This is a genomic window from Sporosarcina sp. Marseille-Q4943 (assembly GCF_943736995.1).
Lineage (GTDB): Bacteria > Bacillota > Bacilli > Bacillales_A > Planococcaceae > Sporosarcina.
Genome location: NZ_OX031157.1, coordinates 663,100 through 682,628, shown reverse-complemented (window position 1 = coordinate 682,628; position 19,529 = coordinate 663,100). Strand labels below are relative to the sequence as shown.

The window sequence follows — 19,529 nt, the reverse complement described above, 5'->3', positions numbered from 1 at the left end:
GCCACAATAAAAAGATCCAAGTGCATAATCGCACTTGGATCTTTAATTTCAATATATTAGGCAATTGGTCCGCCTTTTTTAGTGATTTCTTCCGAAACGTGACCGAACTTTTTGAAGTTCTCACGGAAAAGATCTGCCAATTCTTTCGCTTTTGTATCATAAGCAGCTGGATCGCTCCAAGCATTGCGAGGGTTTAACACTTCAGTCGGAACACCGTCAATTGCTCTTGGCATAGCCAGACCGAAAATAGCATTCTGCTCAAACTCTACATCGTTCAATTTGCCGGCAAGTGCTGCGCGGACCATTGTGCGTGTATGTTTTAAAGCCATACGCTGACCTACGCCGTAAACTCCGCCAGTCCATCCTGTGTTGACAAGGAAGACCTGTGCATCATGCTCGTCGATTTTCTTCCCAAGCATTTCTGCGTAGACCGTTGCAGGCAATGGTAGGAAAGGGGCACCGAAGCAAGTTGAAAACGTAGCTTCAGGTGACGTGACGCCGCGCTCAGTTCCTGCAAGCTTCGAAGTGAAACCGCTCAGGAAGTGATACATCGCTTGTTCCTTCGTCAATTTTGAAATCGGAGGCAATACGCCGAATGCATCTGCAGTCAAGAAGACGATCGTCTTTGGATGTCCAGCAGCTGAAGGCACTGCAATATTGTCGATAAAATGGATTGGATATGCCGCACGCGTGTTTTCAGTCAATGAATTATCATCGTAATCCGGCTTGCGCGTCTTCTCATCCAACACGACGTTTTCCAAGACCGAACCAAAACGGATAGCTCCGTAAATTTCAGGTTCTTTCTCTTGTGAGAGATTGATCGTTTTCGCGTAGCAGCCACCTTCGATATTGAATACGCCATGATCGGACCAGCCGTGCTCATCATCACCGATCAACTTACGGTCAGCATCGGCGGAAAGCGTCGTTTTACCTGTGCCGGAAAGGCCGAAGAATAGAGCTACGTCCCCATCTTCACCAACGTTTGCCGAGCAGTGCATGGAAAGGATTCCACGTTCAGGCAGCAAGTAGTTCATGACGGAGAAGATCGATTTTTTCATTTCTCCAGCATATTCCGTACCGCCAATCAACACAATGCGCTTCTCAAGTGATACAATGATGAAGGTTTCGGATTTTGTTCCATCCACAGCAGGATCCGCTTTGAACGTCGGAGCTGCAATAACCGTGAATTGCGCTTCATGCGTCTTCAACTCTTCTTCGGTAGGGCGGATGAACAAATTATGAACGAACAGGTTTTGCCATGCGAATTCATTGATGACTTGGATTGAAAGCTGAGAGTTCTTGTCAGCTCCTGCGAAGCCTTTGAATACGAATAGCTCTTCCTTTGCTTTTAAATGGTTAAGAACTTTATTATATAATGAGTCAAAGATTTCAGGTGAAATCGGGCGGTTCACTTTGCCCCAGTCGATTTTGTCTTTAGAAGAATCTTCTTCGACAATATACTTATCCTCAGGCGAACGGCCAGTATACTTTCCTGTCTCGGCAGTAAGTGCGCCGTCTGCGGAAAGTTTCGCTTCTCCACGGGAAGTCGCTTTTTCAACCAATTCCGCCACTGAAGGCTGTATGTTTACGTTGTTGCCTGAAAGTAACTCGTGTAATCCGTTTTCAATTTTAGCTGAAATCATTTTATTCGTACCGTCCTTTGCATATAATCCCACATTGGTGGGTATCATCACATTTCCTAAATAGTATAACACATTTAGAATAATAATCTATACTAATTAAAAACTCAAGTATATATGTTTAAAAAGGTTTGACAAAGTGCAAACTTTTTCGTAGGATTGTTAATTGAACGGATACTCTTATCCCGAGCTGGCGGAGGGACAGGCCCTATGAAGCCCGGCAACCTGCGTGGACCATTTTGGCCACGAGAAGGTGCCAAACCTGGAGCAAGGTGGAATGCCTTGGACGATAAGAGTGAAAGGTGCTGCTTTTGAAATTATGCCTTTCCTCATGTATATTTACGTGAGCGAAGGGCTTTTTTATTGATTCTATGAGGCCCTTAATCCTTGTGTATGTTGACGTCGACTCTCTAGGCGCTGAACTTACTGGGACAAACAGAGTACCGTATCAATATTTGCAAGCCGTTAAGGAGGAAACTACAATGACAAATCGCCGATTATTCACATCGGAATCGGTAACGGAAGGACATCCGGACAAAATGTGCGATCAGATTTCTGACGCCATTTTGGATGCCATTTTAGAGGAAGACCCGAATGCACGCGTAGCCTGCGAAACGACAATTACGACAGGACTCGTTTTGGTCATCGGAGAAATTACGACGACTACGTATGTTGATATCCCAAAAGTCGTACGGGACACAGTGAAGGAAATTGGCTATACGCGCGCGAAGTTCGGTTTCGACTGGGAGACGTCATCGGTGTTGACATCAATCGACGAACAATCGGCTGACATCGCGGCGAGTGTCGATCAGGCACTGGAAGCACGTGAAGGGACAATGACGGATGAAGAGCTTGAAGCAATCGGAGCAGGAGACCAAGGATTAATGTTCGGTTATGCTTGCAATGAAACACCGGAGCTTATGCCGATGCCGATCAGTTTATCCCATAAGCTGTCACGCAGACTTGCGCAAGTGAGAAAAGACGACACACTTGATTATTTGCGTCCTGACGGAAAAACGCAAGTGACGGTAGAGTACGATGAAGACAACCGTCCTGTACGGATTGATACGATTGTCATTTCGACACAGCATCATCCTGATATTACGCTCGAACAAATTCAACAAGACATTAAAGATCATGTAATCAACCCAGTTGTTCCAGCGGAATTATTAGATGAAGAAACAAAATACTTCATCAACCCATCAGGCCGTTTTGTCATCGGCGGACCACAAGGGGATGCCGGTTTGACAGGAAGGAAAATCATCGTTGACACATATGGCGGCTATGCGCGTCATGGTGGCGGCGCATTTTCCGGAAAAGATGCAACGAAAGTGGACCGTTCGGCTTCATACGCGGCGCGCTATGTTGCGAAGAATATAGTAGCTGCAGGCCTCGCGGATCGCTGTGAAGTTCAACTAGCATATGCGATTGGTGTTGCGAAGCCGGTTTCGATTTCCATCGATACATTCGGTACAGGCAAAGTCGAAGAAGACAAGCTTGTTGAAATCGTGCGTGAGCTGTTCGATCTACGCCCAGCAGGCATCATAAAAATGCTCGACCTGCGCCGTCCAATCTATAAGCAGACTGCGGCATATGGCCATTTCGGACGCACTGACGTGGAACTCCCTTGGGAGCAGACGGACAAAGCGGAAGAATTGATCGCCAAAGCAGGATTGACTGTTTAATAATATGAATTCGAGGAAGCAGTGGGGAAATCCATGCTTCCTTTTTTATTTGTTGAGTGGAACGAGAACTTTCCTCAGGTGAACGAGAACTTTTTAATCTTAAACGAGAAGTCTATTTTAAGGAATGAGAACTTATTGGGGTGAATCGAGAAGTTTGATTAAATGAACGAGAACTTTTCGAAGTAGAATGAGAAGTTAAAGGTGTAGAACGAGAACTCAGCAATTATGAAGTGGAATAGGAACTTTACGGGCTTTAAAGCGTTTATACTAATTATACGAAAAGAGGGGATAGCGTTCTTATATCGCTAGTAGCGGTTTAGTGTCACTCGGGATCATCGGTGCTGCCCAATTGGACAGCACCCGCCAATAGATCTTCACTTCTGTATTTCCTTATAAATCCGGCCTTTTTCGACATAGCTGTTCAAAACCCGTTCCATATCCGCTCGGTCTTCGTCATTCAATTCACGGACGACTTTTGCAGGCGAGCCGAGGGCAAGGCAGCCAGGCGGTATTTTCTTGCCGGGAGGGACGAGGCTTCCTGCTCCAATGAACGCACCCTCGCCGATTTCTGCGCCATCCAAAATGATAGCTCCCATTCCGATGAGTGCGCCTTTTCGGATAACACAACTATGTAGAAGAGCTTTATGGCCGACTGTCACATCATCCTCAATTAATAGCGTCTTGCCGGGACTTTGGTGAAGACAGCTCAAGTCTTGGATGCTGACACGTTCACCGATGATTGTCGGTGCTACATCGCCCCTGATGACCGAACTGAACCAAATCGAACTGTCTGCCCCAATCGTTACATCGCCTGTAATCGTCGCATAATCCGCGACATAGACGGAAGGGTGAATTTTTGGCGTTTTTCCGTTGTATGAATAAATCATGAACGTCTCCTCTTTTCTAAAAATCATGTATAATTTATCGTAACATAAAACTTTCATTTACATAAAGGGGGGTGAGTGCCATGTGGAAATGGGAAGCGGAAGGACAGCCGAAAGCGGTAATAGCGATTGTCCATAATGCATATGAACATCACAGAAGGTATGCATGGCTCATCCAAAAGCTCCGAAACGGAGGTTTCCATGTCGTCACGACCGATTTGCCGGGGCATGGTTCTGAAAGCGGAAGAAAGATCCATGATGAACCGTTCGAGTCGTATATAGACCATGTGAAAAAAATGATTGATATTGCGTTGCATGATAATTTGCCATTATTCGTACTAGGACACGGACTTGGGGCGACAATCGTCATGCATATTCTCCAACGTGAGAAATTGGAATGTGCAGGCTTCATTTTCAGCTCCCCTTGGCTCTCGATGAAACACCAGCCATCCAAGTTTTCAGGAGTGTTGACGAAGCTTTCGAGTTCTATGAAATTGAACCATGATATTACAATTGAGTTACTGACGCGGAACACCGATATGTATATAGAGTTTCAGAACGATCGGGACTATAGCTCCGTAGTCGTCACATCCTGGTATCGTGAAATGCATTCAATGATGAAATCGATCATGTATCATGAAGAAAGTATTTACGATACACCTATCTTGGTCCATACAGGGGAAGAAGATAAAATTACGGATATTTCCTATGCGAAAAGATGGTTGTTGAAACAACAACTTTCCGAATTTCATTATAAGGAATGGAAAAGGCTGTACCACGATCTTTATCAAGAGCCTGAGAGGGAGGAAGTCTATTTGTACATTGAATCATTCATGAACAATATTCTTCGCTCGCTCGGCTATATTGTTTGATTCAAAGACCAAAAGGGGGAGTGGTTAGTATGACGGTAATCGGGTTTGTCAGGCACGGTGTAACTGCGTGGAACAAGGAAGGGAGAGCGCAAGGCAGTTCGGATATCTCTTTGGATGATGAGGGAATTGAGATGGCGAAGCGCATAGCAGACAGATTGTCCACGGAGCAGTGGGATATCATTTATACAAGCCATTTAAAAAGAGCGAAGAAGACTGCGGAACTCATAGCTGAAAAGTTGCCGGGTGTTGAACTTGTGGAGGATGCACGATTGCGTGAGATTGGCGGCGGGATGATTGAAGGGACTACTGAAGCGGAGCGCATCGAGAAGTGGGGGAAAGAGTGGAGACAGCTAGACATGGGGTTTGAACCGCATGAGTCCATCGTCTCCCGCGGAATGGCATCTCTAGACGAAATCAGAAACAAGCATGCCGGCAAAAGGGTGTTGGTCGTCAGCCATGGCAGCTTCATTAAGCGGATGTTGAACGAGCTTGTAACGGATACCGCTTATGAGGAAGGTTTGGATAACACATCATTAACAATCGTCGAGCTAAATGACGAAAATAATCTTTGCCAGCTATTCAACTGCACCGCCCATCTGTAAAAATAGGCGGATTTTGAAGCGGTATTTGAAGTTATGTAATTAAGTGTTGGTTTTAAATCTTATCATAACTTAATAGATTGTATTATCATTTATGCATAATGAAGAATGTTTTGTGATTGATTTAATTCTAATATTGGAGCGGAGGGCGGCGACTCCAGCGAACGCCGTCACGAAGAACGGCGTTTGCGAGCAAAAGCGTAGCGTTGCGAGCACATCTTTGCACTGCCGTCACGAAGAACGGCGTATGCGAGCAAAAGCGTAGCGTTGCGAGCACATCTTTGCACTGACGTCACGAAGAACGGCTTTTGCGACCAAAAGCCAGCGTTGGGAGCACCGGATGTATGATTTCTGCACAAGTCGCAGAAATCACACAAATCGAACCCTTCGCTGTTCGATTGGCTCACCGCTCGCCCGCGGAAAGCGTCCGCCCGGAGCGGAAATAAATATACTATAAATTGTAAGATCGGGGGCTCTCAAATGAAGAAAGAAACAACTTCTGAAATTATGTCATGGATAAAAGCCATTGTAGTCGCTTGCGTACTCGTATTTGCCATTCGTCACTTCCTGTTTTCACCGGTCATCGTATCCGGCCAATCGATGGAGCCGACATTTGAATCAGAAAACCGTGTCATCATTTCAAAAATCCATAAGCTTAATCATTTCGACTTGGTAGTCTTCCATGCGCCGGGATCAACAGAAGATTACATTAAACGAGTGATTGGCCTTCCGGGAGATACAGTTGTCATGAAAGATGACAAACTCTTCATTAACGGGAAAGAGTATGAAGAGGATTATATTCAAGCAAATAAGGAAAGGCTTTTCAAAGATCAAAAATTGACGGAGGACTTTGAAGTCACTGTGCCGGAAGGACAACTTTTCGTTTTAGGTGACAATCGAAGGAACAGCACGGATAGCCGTGCAATCGGCTGTATCGATCAGGAATCTGTTGTAGGAAAGGTCGGTTTCAGGTTTTATCCATTCAATTCAATCGGAATTCCTAAGTAAACCCCATGATTAACTATTCTCCTTTCGGGTATCTCTATACAGACTACCTAAAAAGGAGCGATGTCATTGTCTAGAGATGCAAAGAACAAAAAAGAAAACAGCAACAAAGACAATACGAACAGGGCCCAAATGGCGGGAACCGAGTATACTGACGAACAACGGCATACGAACGAAGTCGCCTCCACAGCTTATATGGGCAGCAAGAAGGAAAAAGTGGATATTCAAAACGATCGGCTCGAATCAGGCGGCTTTTAATTGACAACCTCTGCGTAAATTGCAGAGGTTGTTTCTTTTTCACGGACGTAAACTCTACAAAATGTGCGTTCGTATGGTAAATTAAGAACATCGTTAGAAGAAGGAGCACCTAGCAATGACTGATTTTTTCACAAGGAAAAAGAACGAACTACATATAAAATTGAACAACGTCCAACAACATGCCGTTTTGCATTCGGAAGGTCCATTGCTCTTATTAGCATGTCCCGGATCGGGGAAGACGACAACGATGATTATGCGGATCGGCTATTTGATCGAGGAGAAGAATGTAAATCCAAAACGCATCAAAGCCATAACGTTCAGCCGGGCATCAGCACTCGATATGGCAGACCGGTTCAAGCGATTTTTTCCGCAGCATCCTCCAGTTGATTTCTCGACCATCCATAGCCTCGCATTTACAATCACACGTACGTACTTGCAAAAGACGGGTGTCACATTCGAATTGATCGAAGGCGGTGGGAGAGGGAGTCAGAAACAGCCTCTCACGAAAACCACTTTACTGAAACGCCTATATAAAGAAGTGCTTCGGGACGATGGTACTGAAGATGAATTGACCTCATTATCGACATTCATCAGTTATTTGAAGAACAGGATGATCCCTTTCAAAGAGTGGGAGCAAGTTCCCGGACCTTTTGACAAAGCTGGCTCCATTGCACTTAGTTATGAACAATTCAAATCGAAAACGAAAGGGCATCTTCTCCTCGACTTTGATGATATGTTATCCATCGCGGAACAGGCGTTACGTCAGGATGAACAACTTGCCGAGCAGTTCCGCAGCCGGTATGACTACATTTTGACAGACGAAAGCCAGGACACTTCTCTCGTTCAGCACCGGATTGTCGAGCACCTCGTTGCGCACCACGGCAATCTATGTGTCGTGGCGGATGACGATCAATCGATCTATACGTGGCGCGGAGCAGATCCCACCTATTTGCTGAACTTCAAGCAAGTATACCCGGATGCGAATTTGCTCAGGATGGAGCAGAATTACCGTTCATCTAAGGAAATAGTGGAAACCGCAGCTACGTTCATTACTCGTAATAAGCACAGATATAGGAAAGAAATGCGGACAGACAATACCGAAGCAGGACCGATTGTCATGAAACAATTCGAAGATCCGAAACGGCTATTGGAATATGTCACGTATGAATTATTGGATGAGCAAAACTTGGATGAAGTCGCTGTTTTATTCAGAAATAACGCTTCTTCCACACTCTATGTCAACGAACTCCATCGAAGGGGAATCCCTTTCTATATGAAAGACGCGGATGACAAATTCTTCTCTCATTGGGTCGTTGAAGACGTTTTGAACTTCATGCGACTTAGCTTCAATCTTGAGCGAAAAGATGTTTTCGCGAAAATCGCCATGAAAATGAACTTGTTCATTTCAAGGGATATGCTGTCCAAGTTCATGAATAAAACGACTTCCGGAAATGTTTTTGAGGCGTTCATCCAATCTGTTCAATTGAAGGGCAGCCAAATTGAAAAATTGGATACTTTCATCGACGTCTACAAAAGAATTCCGGATATGCGGCCAGCCCAAATCATTCGGATCATTCGCTATGAGCTTGAATATGAGGAAGCGTTGAAAAGTCGGGCGGCAAAATTCGGCTATCGGATCGATCATCTTCTCGGTATTTTGGATACGCTCGAAGGAATCGCTTCACAAGTACGGACAATGGTCGATTTTGCGAATCGCTTAAAAGAACTGGAACAAGCCGTTCAGCAGGCGAAATTCAATCCGCCTGCAAATGCATTGACATTATCGACTTTCCATAGCTCAAAAGGGTTGGAATTCAGGCGTGTATTCATGATTGACTTACTGAAAGGGGTTATTCCATCCGAAGAGGACGAAACGGATCCGATGTTGCTGGAAGAGGCAAGGCGGCTGTTTTACGTCGGGATGACTCGGGCAAAAGAACGATTGGAATTGCTCTCTTACCGGGAGGCGAATGGGAAGACGAAAGAGGATTCGAGATTTCTGAATGAAGTGCGAGGGATATTGATGAAGCCGGAGGAGAAGAGTAACGAGAAATTGAAGAAGGCCGACTTGTCTACGTTGCCGGACCCGGACGGCATCGCCGATCGAACAGAGTTATCCGTCGGCATGCACGTCTTGCACCGAGTATTTGGAAGAGGGATCATTAACGCTATCGGTGAAGAGAATATACGGATCCAATTCGGTGAGACTGAAAAGCAGCTACTGCTAGAAACGATTTTATCTCGCCGTCTATTGAAAGAGGTGGAGCTGTGAAACAAGCCCTTCTTGTCGGAATTGCCGGAGCTGTAGGAGCGATTTGCCGTGTAGGGATCGGAAGGTTTTTTACCGGGTCATCGGATTTTCCTTTGGCAACACTGACTGCCAACTTGCTCGGGACATTCATCCTTTGTCTTCTAAGTGCAGGCGTCATTCAACGGGTAACGGCTGATCAGCAGCTTCAAACCGCTATAACGACAGGGTTTTTAGGTTCCTTTACAACATTTTCCGCGTTCAGTATGGAAACGGTGAGCCTTATTCAAAATGGTCAAGTCATGCATGCTGCTTTGTATTTTATCGTTAGTGTTGTAGGGGGGCTTGCCGTAGGTCTATACGGCTTTCGGATAGGCAACAGGATGGTGAGTGTATGACAGTTGTCGAAGCGATTGTCATCGGTGCAGGAGGGTTTATCGGAGCACTCCTGAGATTTTATATTTCCGCACGGATGAATAAAGAGGAAGGGACGCCGAGGGGGACATTGGCCGTCAATTTGACAGGTTCTATGCTAATCGGTCTCCTATTCGGCTTTGATTTGCCGAAGCTGTGGACTGTCTTTCTAGTGTCCGGCTTGGTTGGCGCCCTTACGACTTTCTCAACGCTAATGAAAGAATTGATTCAGTTATGGAGGAGCGGTCAAAGAAAGGAAACGATTCTTTATAGTATTTGGACATTCGGGTTCGGAGCCCTTCTAGCTTATGTAGGATTTGTCATCGGCCAATTTTGCTAATTTGCTGTTTGTTTGGAGAATCTCTTGACGGGAATAGAGTAGGAGACTACTGAAACCGAATGGAGGAAATGAAATGGATAGAAACCATTCCGTAGATGCTAACAGCAAGGATAAACAATTGGAACATTATCGATCACTCGACAAAGGGAAGAGAATGACGACAAATCAAGGGTTGAAAATCTCGGAGGATGAGCATTCATTAAAAGCCGGATACCGGGGACCGACCCTTATGGAAGACTTCCATTTCCGTGAGAAGATGACTCATTTCGACCATGAACGGATTCCCGAGCGGGTCGTCCATGCGAGAGGATTTGCAGCTCATGGGGAATTCGAATTGTATGAGTCGATGAAAAAATATACGAAAGCCGCCTTCTTGCAGGAACCAGGTTCGAAGACTCCCGTTTTCACACGGTTTTCGACTGTTGCAGGAAGCCGCGGATCCGGCGAGACGGTACGGGACGTCCGTGGATTCGCCGTAAAGTTTTATACGGAAGAAGGGAATTATGACCTCGTCGGAAATAACATCCCCGTGTTTTTCATCCAGGACGCCATTAAGTTCCCAGATCTAATTCACGCTGTCAAACCTGAGCCGCATAATGAAATGCCGCAAGCCGCTTCCGCGCACGACACATTTTGGGATTTCGTTGCAAACAATCAGGAATCGGCACATATGATCATGTGGCATATGTCCGACCGAACGATTCCGAGAAGCTTCAGGATGATGGAAGGATTCGGAGTGCATACGTTCCGTTTCGTCAATGAAGAGGGAATTGCGCATTTCGTGAAGTTCCACTGGAAGCCGAAACTCGGTGTGCATTCATTAGTTTGGGATGAAGCCCAAAAGATCAACGGTAAAGATCCCGACTTCCATCGGAGAGACTTATGGGAAGCGATTGAAAGAGGAGATTTCGTCGAGTTTGAATTGGGCGTTCAGCTTATCGAAGAGAAAGATGAATTCATGTTCGACTTCGATATTTTAGATCCGACGAAGATATGGCCAGAAGAGCAAGTGCCCGTCAAAATCATCGGTAAGATGACATTGAACCGAAATGTGGATAATGTGTTCGCGGAAACCGAGCAAGTCGCGTTTCATCCTGGGAATGTCGTTCCGGGCATCGACTTCACGAACGACCCATTATTGCAAGGGCGATTATTTTCGTATACGGATACACAGCTGATCAGATTGGGAGGACCAAATTTCCACGAACTCCCGATCAATCGTCCGGTATGTCCATTCCATAATAACCAGCGTGATGGGTACGGCAGGCAGACGATCAATGTCGGCCAAGTGAGCTACCACAAAAATTCATTGGCGGATAATACCCCTTCCGTTTCAACCGAGGAGGAAGGCGGTTACGCCCACTATCAAGAAAAAGTTGAAGGCCGAAAAATCCAAGCGCGCAGTGAATCATTCGCGGACCATTTTTCACAGGCGAAGCTTTTCTGGAACAGTATGTCACTTACCGAGAAGAAGCATATCGTTGATGCCTTCAGTTTCGAAGTCGGCAAGGTGAAGAGCATGAGCGTTAGACAGCAAGTCGTAGATATGTTTGCAAATGTGGATGTCGGATTGGCAACGGCAGTCGCGGAAGCCGTTGGTGCACAATTCCCGACAGAAGCTAAAGAATCACCTGTCACGAAATCATCTCCTGCCTTGAGTCAAATGACGACAACAATGCTGCCAGACACCCGCAAAGTCGCAATCCTAATCGGTAGCGGATTCGTTGGGGATGAAGTCGAATCGCTCGTCTCATCGTGCTTGAAGGCGGGAATGAATGTCGACCTCGTCGGAGAAAAATTCGGTGTCCGATACGGTGAAAATGATTTGGCTGTTGAGATTGATGAAACCTTCTTAACTGTCCATCCAACGTTATACGATGCCATCTATGTAGTTGGTGGCGAAGCAGACAATATGAAGAAATTCACAATGGATATTGTCGATTTCATTAATGAGGCATATAAGCATTACAAGACGATCGGCATCGCATCCACTGGAAAAGTGTTTTTCGAAGCGTCTGACGCTGATGCAGGGCCGGGCATCATTATGAACGAGAATGACGGTGCATTTGCCGACAACTTTATCAATGCTGTAGCTGCACATCGCCATTGGAACCGAAAAGTTTACGGCTGGGAAGAATAGGATACGTAAGTTGCCATACCCGTTTACGCTACGGGTACGGCGACTTTTTTATTTGATTTTTAAAATCGGACCGATGGACTGTTGACTTATCCCGCAAGGCTGGTAATATACAAACATAATCACATTTGAAACGAATACGTTACGGAGAGTCGACATAGTAATCCTGTTGTGGGCAGCAAAAAGAGACTGAATGGATAGTGCAAATTCAGGCAGCAGCAGGCATGAAGTACACCGACAGTTGTTCTCCAATTGAAATGAAGTGGACTGCAGGCTTGCCTGTCGTCAATCAGGGTGGTATCGCGGAGAGCTCCTTCGTCCCTTATCTAAGGGATGGAAGGAGTTTTTTGTGTTCATGATAAATACTAGGAGGAGTGCATTATGTTTCAAATAAAAGCGATCCATTCGCCCGCGTTTTGGGAATCGGCCTTACTCGTTTTCGGCATCGTGGCGATGATCAGTGTTAGTATTATAAAATTCGAATCCGTCCCTCATTTACCGATTCTATTATCAATATTATTGTTGATCGGATACGGCCTGCTGAAAAGGATTCCTTTCAAAAAGCTTGAAAAAGGATTGGTGGAAGGTGCCGGGGCCGGCATGGGGGCGGTTTTCCTCTTTTTCTTCATCGGCATTCTTATTAGCAGCTGGATGATGAGCGGAACGATTCCTACGTTAATTTACGCAGGATTTCACTTAATTACACCTACATTCTTTTTTGCGATTGTTTTCGTCGTCACGGCTATCGTCGGCGTCTCGATCGGAAGCTCCCTGACAACGGTGGCGACTGTCGGCGTGGCATTCATCGGGATGGCAAGTGTCCTCGAACTTTCGTTGCCGATTGCGGCGGGTGCTATCGTTTCAGGTGCGTTCTTTGGCGATAAAATGTCGCCGTTATCAGATACGACGAACCTTGCGTCCTCGATCGTAGGAGTTGATCTTTTTGAGCATATCCGCAATATGGGATGGACGACAATGCCGGCATTCATCATATCATTGATTGTCTTCGGTGTTATATCGCCGGACGTGACGACAGGGGAGTTCGATAAGATTTCGATGTTTCAAGAGACATTGCTGGATACAGGGATGATTCATTGGTATACGGTCCTTCCGCTCGTCGCTCTATTTGTATTGACGATTGCAAGAGTCCCCGCTTTTCTTACGTTGGCAATCAGTTCGGCTGTCGCAGTCCTACTTTCATTTCTCCATCAAAGCATTGGATTTTCGAAAGTGCTCGCAATATTATTTAGCGGTTACGTCTCCGCGACGGGCGTAGAGGCCGTTGACGCTTTACTGACGCGTGGCGGCATGGAAAGCATGATGTTTACAGTTGCTCTAGTGTTATTGGCGCTCAGCATGGGTGGGTTGTTGTTCACGTTAGGAATTGTCCAAAGTTTGTTGGCACAGATTGAAATGTTGTTGAAGAAAGTGTCTTCCGTCATTATGGCTTCCGCTATGACAGCAATCGGCATCAACGTATTGATCGGCGAACAATACTTGTCGATTTTATTGACAGGGCAGGCGTTCCAAACACAATACGAGAAAGTCGGCCTTGCGAATAAAAACTTGAGCCGGGTTATGGAAGATGCGGGGACGGTAGTAAATCCGCTCGTTCCATGGAGCGTATGCGGCATTTTCATTACGAAAGTGTTAGGCGTTTCGACGATCGACTATTTGCCTTTCGCATTCTTTTGCCTGTTATCGCCGATATTGACGATTTTGTTCGGGTATATGGGGAAAACATTGACACGTATTTCTTAATAAAACGAAACACCGAGGAAACTGCCCCTCGGTGTTTTGTCATTTATTCAACTGAAATTCTTCCGTATAATTCGTTGCTTTCCGAAGTGCCTGTTCCTCCGCCGGAATCCGCACCGACATCATCCAAATATTGAGGAGTGAAAAGACGACCGCGGTAATAAAGGCATTGAATAACAACGGCAAGACGAGCAGCTCGGTAGCGACAATCATGTAATTCGGATGCCGTAACCATTTGTAAGGTCCTTTTCGAACAACCTGCGCATTCGGAAGGACGATGATTTTTGTGTTCCAAAACTTCCCTAATGAAGTGAGGCACCAAATTCTCAGTAGTTGCGCCGCCAAAAATATTGCCAACCAAATCGGCCAAATTGCGGAAAGTTGGCGTTGGAAGAATAATACTTCCGTAATGAGAGCGATAAAAAAGAATACGTGCATCGCGACCATATATGGATAATGAGATGCGCCCGCTTCAAAGGCGCCTTGGCTTTTCATCCATTTTTCGTTCCGTTTAGCGATGACCAGTTCAATGATCCGCTGCAAAATGATGATGGAAAGGACGATACCGATAATCATTCATAACACCTCAATCCCACTTCAACAAAAGCAATTCACCGCAAAATCCCGGGCCAAGCGCGGCCATCAATCCATAATCGCCTACCGCAGGTTCGGATTCCATAAATCGCTTCAGTACGTAAAGGACCGTCGGGGAGGACATATTGCCGTGATTCCGCAACACATCCCGCGAAATGTCAGTTTTTGAACTGTCAAATCCTAATGAATCCTCATACGCCGTCAATACTTTTTTACCGCCAGGATGTGCAACAAAATGAGTGATATCGTCTTTGTCCAAATGATAAGAATCAAGGAATTCGTGCACAAACGGACCTAGCCAGTTCGTGATGATGGACGGAATGCTTTTCGAGAAAATGACATACAACCCATTGTTTTTAATATCCCATCCCATGACGTCCTCCGAATCGGGCATCCATTTTGAAGTCGTGCCAATGATTGAGGGGACCGGAATGTCAACAGCGATTTCGGATTGATCCCCCGAAATTAGCGCACAGGCGACACCGTCGGAGAACAAGGACACTCCAACAAGATTGCTCTTCGAATAATCGTCTTTTTGGAACGTCAAACTGCAGAGCTCGATGGAGAGCACCAATACGTTCGCTTTCGGAAAGGCTTTGCAATATTCGAATGCCCGGCTCACACCCGCAGCCCCTCCCGCACAACCTAATCCCCAAATCGGAATCCGCTTCACATCATCTCGGAAAGGGAGCCTGTTCATGATGCGGGCTTCAATGCTCGGCGTCGCAATGCCTGAACTTGAAATGAAGAAAATCGCGTCGATCTCCGAAGGGGCGACTGCTTCAGTCAATGTAGTCGATTGCAACAGGCACGCTTGTACAGCTTTCACACCAAAATCAACGGCATGTTTGATGTATAAATCATTCCGCTCTTCAAAATCATGAGCTTGCCCATACCACTCAAGTGGCATGCAAACATCCCTCTTCTCGATATCGCCGTTTTGAAAGACTTTCAATAGCCGTTCAATATCTTTGAATTTCCGGCTGAAAAGGGAGCGGGTCAGTTCAACAGCTTCCGCCTGCTTCACTTCATGGGGAGGCAGGACAGTGCTGACAGAAAGAATTTTTGGCATGGATAGACCTCCGATATCTTTATCACTCTCTAACCTTAGAAGACAGTTACTAAACATTATAATCTGGAAAAACACTCTATGTAGGAGTTTGGTTACTGCAGTTTATGTACTGGGGGAAACGAATATGAAAGCCCGGCAAAAGAGCGGGCTTCAATCAGGTGGAGTAAGTATCAGTTTACACAAGTTGCGGAAGTTTTCCTTGAATTTTTCATTGCTCTCTTTCGATCGTTTTTTAGGGCCGCGAAGACGTCCTCCCGCCATTCTGATTTTCTGTGCGGCATGTCTAGCGAATAATAGTTGGTCGATATTTTCGTTTGTATACAGTCTGCCGTTCTGATCAATCGGGTGTCCTTGCTTCGCTAACACCATGGCCGCTAATCCATAGTCCTGCGTAACGACAATATCACCTTTTTGAACTTTATTGACAAGGACAAAATCGACAGCATCTGCACCCTTCGAAACGATGATCGTCTCTGCCCCTTCACGATGCATTTCATGGGCTGTGTCACAAATGAGCGTGCAAGGTAAATTGAATTTCTTTGCAATGGAAATCGTTTCATTTACGACTGGACAGCCATCCGCATCAACAAAAATCATAACCATGGCAAGACCTCTTTTCAATTGGAGTATGAAAGCGATTGTTAATAATCGTATATACAAGGTTCGATGCCTCACTATATCATATTCAATCGTTTTAATTTCATTCAAATATAAAAGAGGGCAGGATTCGCCCTCTTTTAGTTATCGATTGTATATGGAAAGTTATCTATTGAATAGCTGGAGTTATCTATTGGATCCGTTCATTTACTACCGAAAGTTGACTATAGAATTATCTAACAGTTATCCTTCCGTTATCCGATTTCAATTGAATCTGGTGCAATTCCGCTCCGAAGCGGCTGCGTGAATTGCGATCGCCATAAATATCGATACGTCCGTGTCCTGTTTTGGCAAGAATTGTCGCATTGGTCGCCTTGCGCGTCGTTGTAATTTCGATGCTTCCATTATCCGTCTGGAAGTCGATATTGCGATCTAAATGTTCGCCAGCGAGGACAATCCGGCCATTGTCTGTGATTGCAGTAAGCTCCCCGTCGACTTGGTCGAACTCGATGCGTCCATTATCCGATTCAGCAAAAATCGAATCGGCTTCGATATGTCTCATCGTCACCCGGCCATTATCCGTTTTTGCCTTCAGTCGGTCTGTCTGCACTTTCGAAATTTCAATTCGGCCGTTATCCGTCTCCGCATCGAGTGAAGTCGCTGCAAGCTCGGTAAGTTCAATGCGACCGTTATCTGTGCGGCACTCGATCTGTTTCCCAATCAATTTTTCAGCGTTGATTCTGCCATTATCCGATTTCATGGAAATGGATTGGTACAATTTCTTTGGAATGAACACGTTCAATGCCACACCCTTCGTATTGAAATTGAACAAGAATAACCAATGCGTTTTGCTTTTTAATTTGATCCGGAGCGTATCTCCTATAATCTCCGCGGTAAGTTCCAGTTTCTCTTTTGCCCCGGTAAGTTCGATTCTCGATTCATCGGTTTCGGAAGGTAAGACGGCAAGGGAGCCGTGCTGAACTTCGATATCCACTTTTGTAAAACTGTCATCCTGGATCGTGATCACTTCACTTGTCGGACTCACATTCATGTCAGCTGTTTCCTTGAACGGGTAAGCTTCCAATAGTTCAGCTGCAATAATTGCAGGTGAGCCAAGGGATGCTGCGATTTCCTCATCCTCTTTTCCATCATCGCGACCATTCAAAAAGTATTCGCGGATATCTTGGAGAATGTCGTTTCTTTCATCTGCAGGCAAACGTTTCAAAGCGTGTTCGAGCTCATTGATAAATTGGTTTTCAGTCATGGCGAATGCCCTCCTCGATCAATGTATTGACTCCATTAGTAAAACTGCGCCACTCATCCAACTGCTCATGCAAGTAGTCCCGCCCGGCATCCGTCAATTTGTAGTACTTGCGGGGAGGGCCTTCTGTTGATTCCTGAAGATATGTCGTAAAATAACCTTCTTTCGTCAGACGGCGCAGCAACGGATAGACAGAGCCTTCGGAAATGGAAATCTGGTCGGAAATCTTCTGGACGAGCTCATAGCCGTATCGATCCTGTTTATCCAAAAGGACGAGGACGCAAAGGTTTAAGACGCCTTTTTTGAATTGAATATTCATGCTTCATACTCCTTTCCGGTACCATTCAATGAACACTACTGATTTATAAAACATACTGGTTGGGTACAATATAGCACACGGTATTGTTCAATGCAAGGTACTGGATGAACCTTTTATCCGAAACTTTTCCATCGATTAGACGTATAGAAAGTATGACATCTAGAAGGAGGAAATGGTATGGAAGGAAGCTATTTCGTAGGGTGGGGGACACTTGCTTTAATCAACGCCGGGATTGCACAAGGGAAAAATAGAAGCGGGCTGAATTGGTTTTTGCTATCGCTGTTATTAGGTCCTTTTGCTACGTTCTGCCTTGTCATTGCCGATAAAAGATAATTCTTTTAAAAAAGCTGACATATGGTAAACTATTTCTGTACTCGAAATAAATAGATTTAGGGGGAAGAGAAATGTCAGAAGTAAAGATCATATTTGCAAACGATGAATTGATTAGCGGTAATGATACACGGAAAAGTTACGTTGCGCAGCAGAAGACTGGCCATTGTTCGGTCTTGATTGAAGACACGCATTATGTCGCAATCAAGGAAGCGGAAAAGACGAATTTGGAAAAGGTCCGTTCAATAGCAGGGAATATTGCACGTGATTTGGCGTCGCAAAAAATAGACAAAGCGACTGTACAAGAAGACGTTTTAGGAAATGTGTTTGCGGGCCTCGACAAAGAGGATGTTTACACGGCTTTCGCGGAAGGCTGGGATCTCGGTTCTTATCAATTTCTAACTTACAAATCTGAGGCGGAGCAATTCAAAACGGAATTGCACGTCGATGAAAGCGATATGCAAGCAGCTGTTCAAACAGGACAAATTCGTGCAGCGGCAACTGCTTTTTCACGTGACTTGATGAACGAAGTGTCTGACGTTCTGAATCCTGAAACATATCCGGAAGTCTTGAAGGAGAAGTTCGAAGGGAAAGGCGTTGAAGTAATCGTTCACGGCAAAGAGCAGCTTGAAGAGATGGAAATGAACGGTGTACTGACTGTTTGCCGTGGCAGTAAATACAATCCATCATTCGTAGAGCTTCATTATGAAGGGGATGCTTCAAAACCGCTAGTGGCGCTTGTCGGTAAAGGCGTGACATTCGATACAGGTGGTATCAGCTTGAAGAGCGGTAAAGATTTAAGCGATATGCGTATGGACATGGGTGGTTCTGCGGCAGTTGCAGGAGCAATGCAGCTACTTGTTGATTCAGAGGCGAACGTGAATGTCGTCGCTCTAATTCCGATGGTAGAGAACACACCGGATGCAAATTCCGTATTCCCTGGCGAAGTGATCCGTTATAAAAACGGAAAAACCGTTCAAGTGGGCAATACAGACGCGGAAGGCCGTCTCATTTTGGCGGATGCCCTTATCCGTGCGGGTGAATTGAATGCTGAATATATCGTTGACATCGCTACGTTGACAGGCGCCATCGTCAATGCACTTGGCTCGGAAATTGGCGGCGTATTCGGTGATGAAGAATTGTCTCTCGTCATGAAAAAATTGGGCGACCAAAACGGCGATTTCGTCTGGCCGATGCCGTTAGTTGAAGCATACGACAAGTCATTGGCAAGTGATTACGCGGATATGAACAATATCAGTTCCTTGAACTTTGCGGGCTCGATCACGGCAGGTCTTTTCCTACGCCGCTTCGTACCGGAAAACAGCAAATGGCTGCATGTCGACATGGCGGGCATGATGAGCAAGTCAAGCGCATCTGGCTATTACGCAAAATCAGCAACAGGCTACGGTGCAAGATTATTGGCTGACTACACTGTTGAAATTTCGAAATGAAAAAGAACGAAGAGGATAGTATGTTCAATTTGAGCATACGATCCTCTTTTATTATGCATTGTATT

19 protein-coding genes and 1 riboswitch are annotated in these 19,529 nt (G+C 45.4%); of the genes, 12 read left to right on the top strand and 7 right to left on the bottom strand.

The features are described from left to right. Window positions 1-56: 56 nt before the first annotated feature. Window positions 57-1,643 carry a phosphoenolpyruvate carboxykinase (ATP) gene (gene pckA / locus NIT04_RS12275; RefSeq protein ID WP_252503885.1) on the bottom strand — a complete coding sequence of 529 codons (1,587 nt, stop codon included), beginning with the start codon at window positions 1,641-1,643 and terminating at the stop codon, window positions 57-59. Between the two features lie 174 nt (window positions 1,644-1,817). After that, a riboswitch (SAM riboswitch) is annotated at window positions 1,818-1,936 on the top strand. Between the two features lie 186 nt (window positions 1,937-2,122). On the opposite strand from pckA, the gene metK reads away from it, so the two are divergent. Beyond that, window positions 2,123-3,325: a methionine adenosyltransferase gene (gene metK / locus NIT04_RS12270; protein ID WP_252503884.1), complete on the top strand. Its 1,203-nt coding sequence runs from the start codon at window positions 2,123-2,125 to the stop codon at window positions 3,323-3,325. A 374-nt stretch (window positions 3,326-3,699) separates the two neighbouring features. On the opposite strand, the gene NIT04_RS12265 is transcribed toward metK, so the two are convergent. Continuing rightward, complete coding sequence (locus tag NIT04_RS12265; RefSeq protein WP_252503883.1) at window positions 3,700-4,212, bottom strand: gamma carbonic anhydrase family protein; 513 nt, start codon at window positions 4,210-4,212, stop codon at window positions 3,700-3,702. 80 nt (window positions 4,213-4,292) lie between these two features. On the opposite strand from NIT04_RS12265, the gene NIT04_RS12260 reads away from it, so the two are divergent. The 9 genes from NIT04_RS12260 (at window position 4,293) to nhaC (ending at window position 13,843) form a co-directional block, all read left to right on the top strand. Further along, window positions 4,293-5,081 carry an alpha/beta hydrolase gene (locus tag NIT04_RS12260; RefSeq protein WP_252503882.1) on the top strand — a complete coding sequence of 263 codons (789 nt, stop codon included), beginning with the start codon at window positions 4,293-4,295 and terminating at the stop codon, window positions 5,079-5,081. Window positions 5,082-5,110: 29 nt separating this feature from the next. Beyond that, window positions 5,111-5,683: a histidine phosphatase family protein gene (locus NIT04_RS12255; protein ID WP_252503881.1), complete on the top strand. Its 573-nt coding sequence runs from the start codon at window positions 5,111-5,113 to the stop codon at window positions 5,681-5,683. A gap of 477 nt (window positions 5,684-6,160) precedes the next feature. Further along, window positions 6,161-6,688: a signal peptidase I gene (gene lepB, locus NIT04_RS12250; protein WP_252503880.1), complete on the top strand. Its 528-nt coding sequence runs from the start codon at window positions 6,161-6,163 to the stop codon at window positions 6,686-6,688. Window positions 6,689-6,754: 66 nt separating this feature from the next. Beyond that, window positions 6,755-6,943, top strand: a complete 189-nt coding sequence (locus NIT04_RS12245) for a hypothetical protein (protein ID WP_252503879.1) — start codon at window positions 6,755-6,757, stop codon at window positions 6,941-6,943. Between the two features lie 115 nt (window positions 6,944-7,058). Continuing rightward, complete coding sequence (locus NIT04_RS12240; protein ID WP_252503878.1) at window positions 7,059-9,215, top strand: ATP-dependent helicase; 2,157 nt, start codon at window positions 7,059-7,061, stop codon at window positions 9,213-9,215. Continuing rightward, a complete protein-coding gene (crcB, locus tag NIT04_RS12235) occupies window positions 9,212-9,589 on the top strand; it encodes a fluoride efflux transporter CrcB (protein WP_252503877.1) in 378 nt (125 codons plus the stop codon). The genes NIT04_RS12240 and crcB overlap by 4 nt, the downstream gene beginning before the upstream one ends. Beyond that, window positions 9,586-9,945: a CrcB family protein gene (locus NIT04_RS12230; protein ID WP_252503876.1), complete on the top strand. Its 360-nt coding sequence runs from the start codon at window positions 9,586-9,588 to the stop codon at window positions 9,943-9,945. The genes crcB and NIT04_RS12230 overlap by 4 nt, the downstream gene beginning before the upstream one ends. 73 nt (window positions 9,946-10,018) lie before the next feature. After that, the gene (locus NIT04_RS12225) at window positions 10,019-12,085 is read left to right on the top strand and encodes a catalase (RefSeq protein ID WP_252503875.1); all 2,067 of its coding nucleotides are present in this window, start codon (window positions 10,019-10,021) and stop codon (window positions 12,083-12,085) included. A 378-nt stretch (window positions 12,086-12,463) separates the two neighbouring features. Then, entirely contained in the window at window positions 12,464-13,843 is a 1,380-nt protein-coding gene (gene nhaC, locus NIT04_RS12220; protein WP_252503874.1) for a Na+/H+ antiporter NhaC, read from the top strand. A 39-nt stretch (window positions 13,844-13,882) separates the two neighbouring features. Here the strand turns inward: nhaC and NIT04_RS12215 are convergent, their stop codons facing one another. The 5 genes from NIT04_RS12215 to NIT04_RS12195 all read right to left on the bottom strand — a co-directional run bounded on the left by NIT04_RS12215 (window position 13,883) and on the right by NIT04_RS12195 (window position 17,683). Beyond that, entirely contained in the window at window positions 13,883-14,416 is a 534-nt protein-coding gene (locus tag NIT04_RS12215; protein WP_252503873.1) for an isoprenylcysteine carboxyl methyltransferase family protein, read from the bottom strand. 10 nt (window positions 14,417-14,426) lie between these two features. Then, window positions 14,427-15,506: a type III polyketide synthase gene (locus NIT04_RS12210; protein WP_252503872.1), complete on the bottom strand. Its 1,080-nt coding sequence runs from the start codon at window positions 15,504-15,506 to the stop codon at window positions 14,427-14,429. A 150-nt stretch (window positions 15,507-15,656) separates the two neighbouring features. Beyond that, window positions 15,657-16,109, bottom strand: a complete 453-nt coding sequence (locus NIT04_RS12205) for a YaiI/YqxD family protein (protein WP_252503871.1) — start codon at window positions 16,107-16,109, stop codon at window positions 15,657-15,659. Window positions 16,110-16,335: 226 nt separating this feature from the next. Beyond that, window positions 16,336-17,367: a DUF4097 family beta strand repeat-containing protein gene (locus NIT04_RS12200; protein WP_252503870.1), complete on the bottom strand. Its 1,032-nt coding sequence runs from the start codon at window positions 17,365-17,367 to the stop codon at window positions 16,336-16,338. Next, window positions 17,360-17,683: a PadR family transcriptional regulator gene (locus NIT04_RS12195; protein ID WP_252503869.1), complete on the bottom strand. Its 324-nt coding sequence runs from the start codon at window positions 17,681-17,683 to the stop codon at window positions 17,360-17,362. Before NIT04_RS12195 ends, NIT04_RS12200 begins: the two co-directional genes overlap by 8 nt. A 177-nt stretch (window positions 17,684-17,860) precedes the next feature. Here NIT04_RS12195 and NIT04_RS12190 point away from each other — a divergent pair, with 177 nt between their 5' ends. Continuing rightward, window positions 17,861-18,016: a hypothetical protein gene (locus tag NIT04_RS12190; protein WP_201024404.1), complete on the top strand. Its 156-nt coding sequence runs from the start codon at window positions 17,861-17,863 to the stop codon at window positions 18,014-18,016. A 71-nt stretch (window positions 18,017-18,087) separates the two neighbouring features. After that, complete coding sequence (locus NIT04_RS12185) at window positions 18,088-19,464, top strand: M17 family metallopeptidase (RefSeq protein WP_252503868.1); 1,377 nt, start codon at window positions 18,088-18,090, stop codon at window positions 19,462-19,464. Window positions 19,465-19,529 lie beyond the last annotated feature (65 nt).

Excerpts from the sequence above, each read along its gene's own strand:
- pckA (WP_252503885.1), bottom strand. The coding sequence starts at position 1,643 with ATGATTTCAGCTAAAATTGAAAACGGATTACACGAGTTACTTTCAGGC.
- metK (WP_252503884.1), top strand. The coding sequence starts at position 2,123 with ATGACAAATCGCCGATTATTCACATCGGAATCGGTAACGGAAGGACAT.
- NIT04_RS12265 (WP_252503883.1), bottom strand. The coding sequence starts at position 4,212 with ATGATTTATTCATACAACGGAAAAACGCCAAAAATTCACCCTTCCGTC.
- NIT04_RS12260 (WP_252503882.1), top strand. The coding sequence starts at position 4,293 with ATGTGGAAATGGGAAGCGGAAGGACAGCCGAAAGCGGTAATAGCGATT.
- NIT04_RS12255 (WP_252503881.1), top strand. The coding sequence starts at position 5,111 with ATGACGGTAATCGGGTTTGTCAGGCACGGTGTAACTGCGTGGAACAAG.
- lepB (WP_252503880.1), top strand. The coding sequence starts at position 6,161 with ATGAAGAAAGAAACAACTTCTGAAATTATGTCATGGATAAAAGCCATT.
- NIT04_RS12240 (WP_252503878.1), top strand. The coding sequence starts at position 7,059 with ATGACTGATTTTTTCACAAGGAAAAAGAACGAACTACATATAAAATTG.
- NIT04_RS12230 (WP_252503876.1), top strand. The coding sequence starts at position 9,586 with ATGACAGTTGTCGAAGCGATTGTCATCGGTGCAGGAGGGTTTATCGGA.
- NIT04_RS12225 (WP_252503875.1), top strand. The coding sequence starts at position 10,019 with ATGGATAGAAACCATTCCGTAGATGCTAACAGCAAGGATAAACAATTG.
- nhaC (WP_252503874.1), top strand. The coding sequence starts at position 12,464 with ATGTTTCAAATAAAAGCGATCCATTCGCCCGCGTTTTGGGAATCGGCC.
- NIT04_RS12215 (WP_252503873.1), bottom strand. The coding sequence starts at position 14,416 with ATGATTATCGGTATCGTCCTTTCCATCATCATTTTGCAGCGGATCATT.
- NIT04_RS12210 (WP_252503872.1), bottom strand. The coding sequence starts at position 15,506 with ATGCCAAAAATTCTTTCTGTCAGCACTGTCCTGCCTCCCCATGAAGTG.
- NIT04_RS12205 (WP_252503871.1), bottom strand. The coding sequence starts at position 16,109 with ATGGTTATGATTTTTGTTGATGCGGATGGCTGTCCAGTCGTAAATGAA.
- NIT04_RS12200 (WP_252503870.1), bottom strand. The coding sequence starts at position 17,367 with ATGACTGAAAACCAATTTATCAATGAGCTCGAACACGCTTTGAAACGT.
- NIT04_RS12195 (WP_252503869.1), bottom strand. The coding sequence starts at position 17,683 with ATGAATATTCAATTCAAAAAAGGCGTCTTAAACCTTTGCGTCCTCGTC.
- NIT04_RS12190 (WP_201024404.1), top strand. The coding sequence starts at position 17,861 with ATGGAAGGAAGCTATTTCGTAGGGTGGGGGACACTTGCTTTAATCAAC.
- NIT04_RS12185 (WP_252503868.1), top strand. The coding sequence starts at position 18,088 with ATGTCAGAAGTAAAGATCATATTTGCAAACGATGAATTGATTAGCGGT.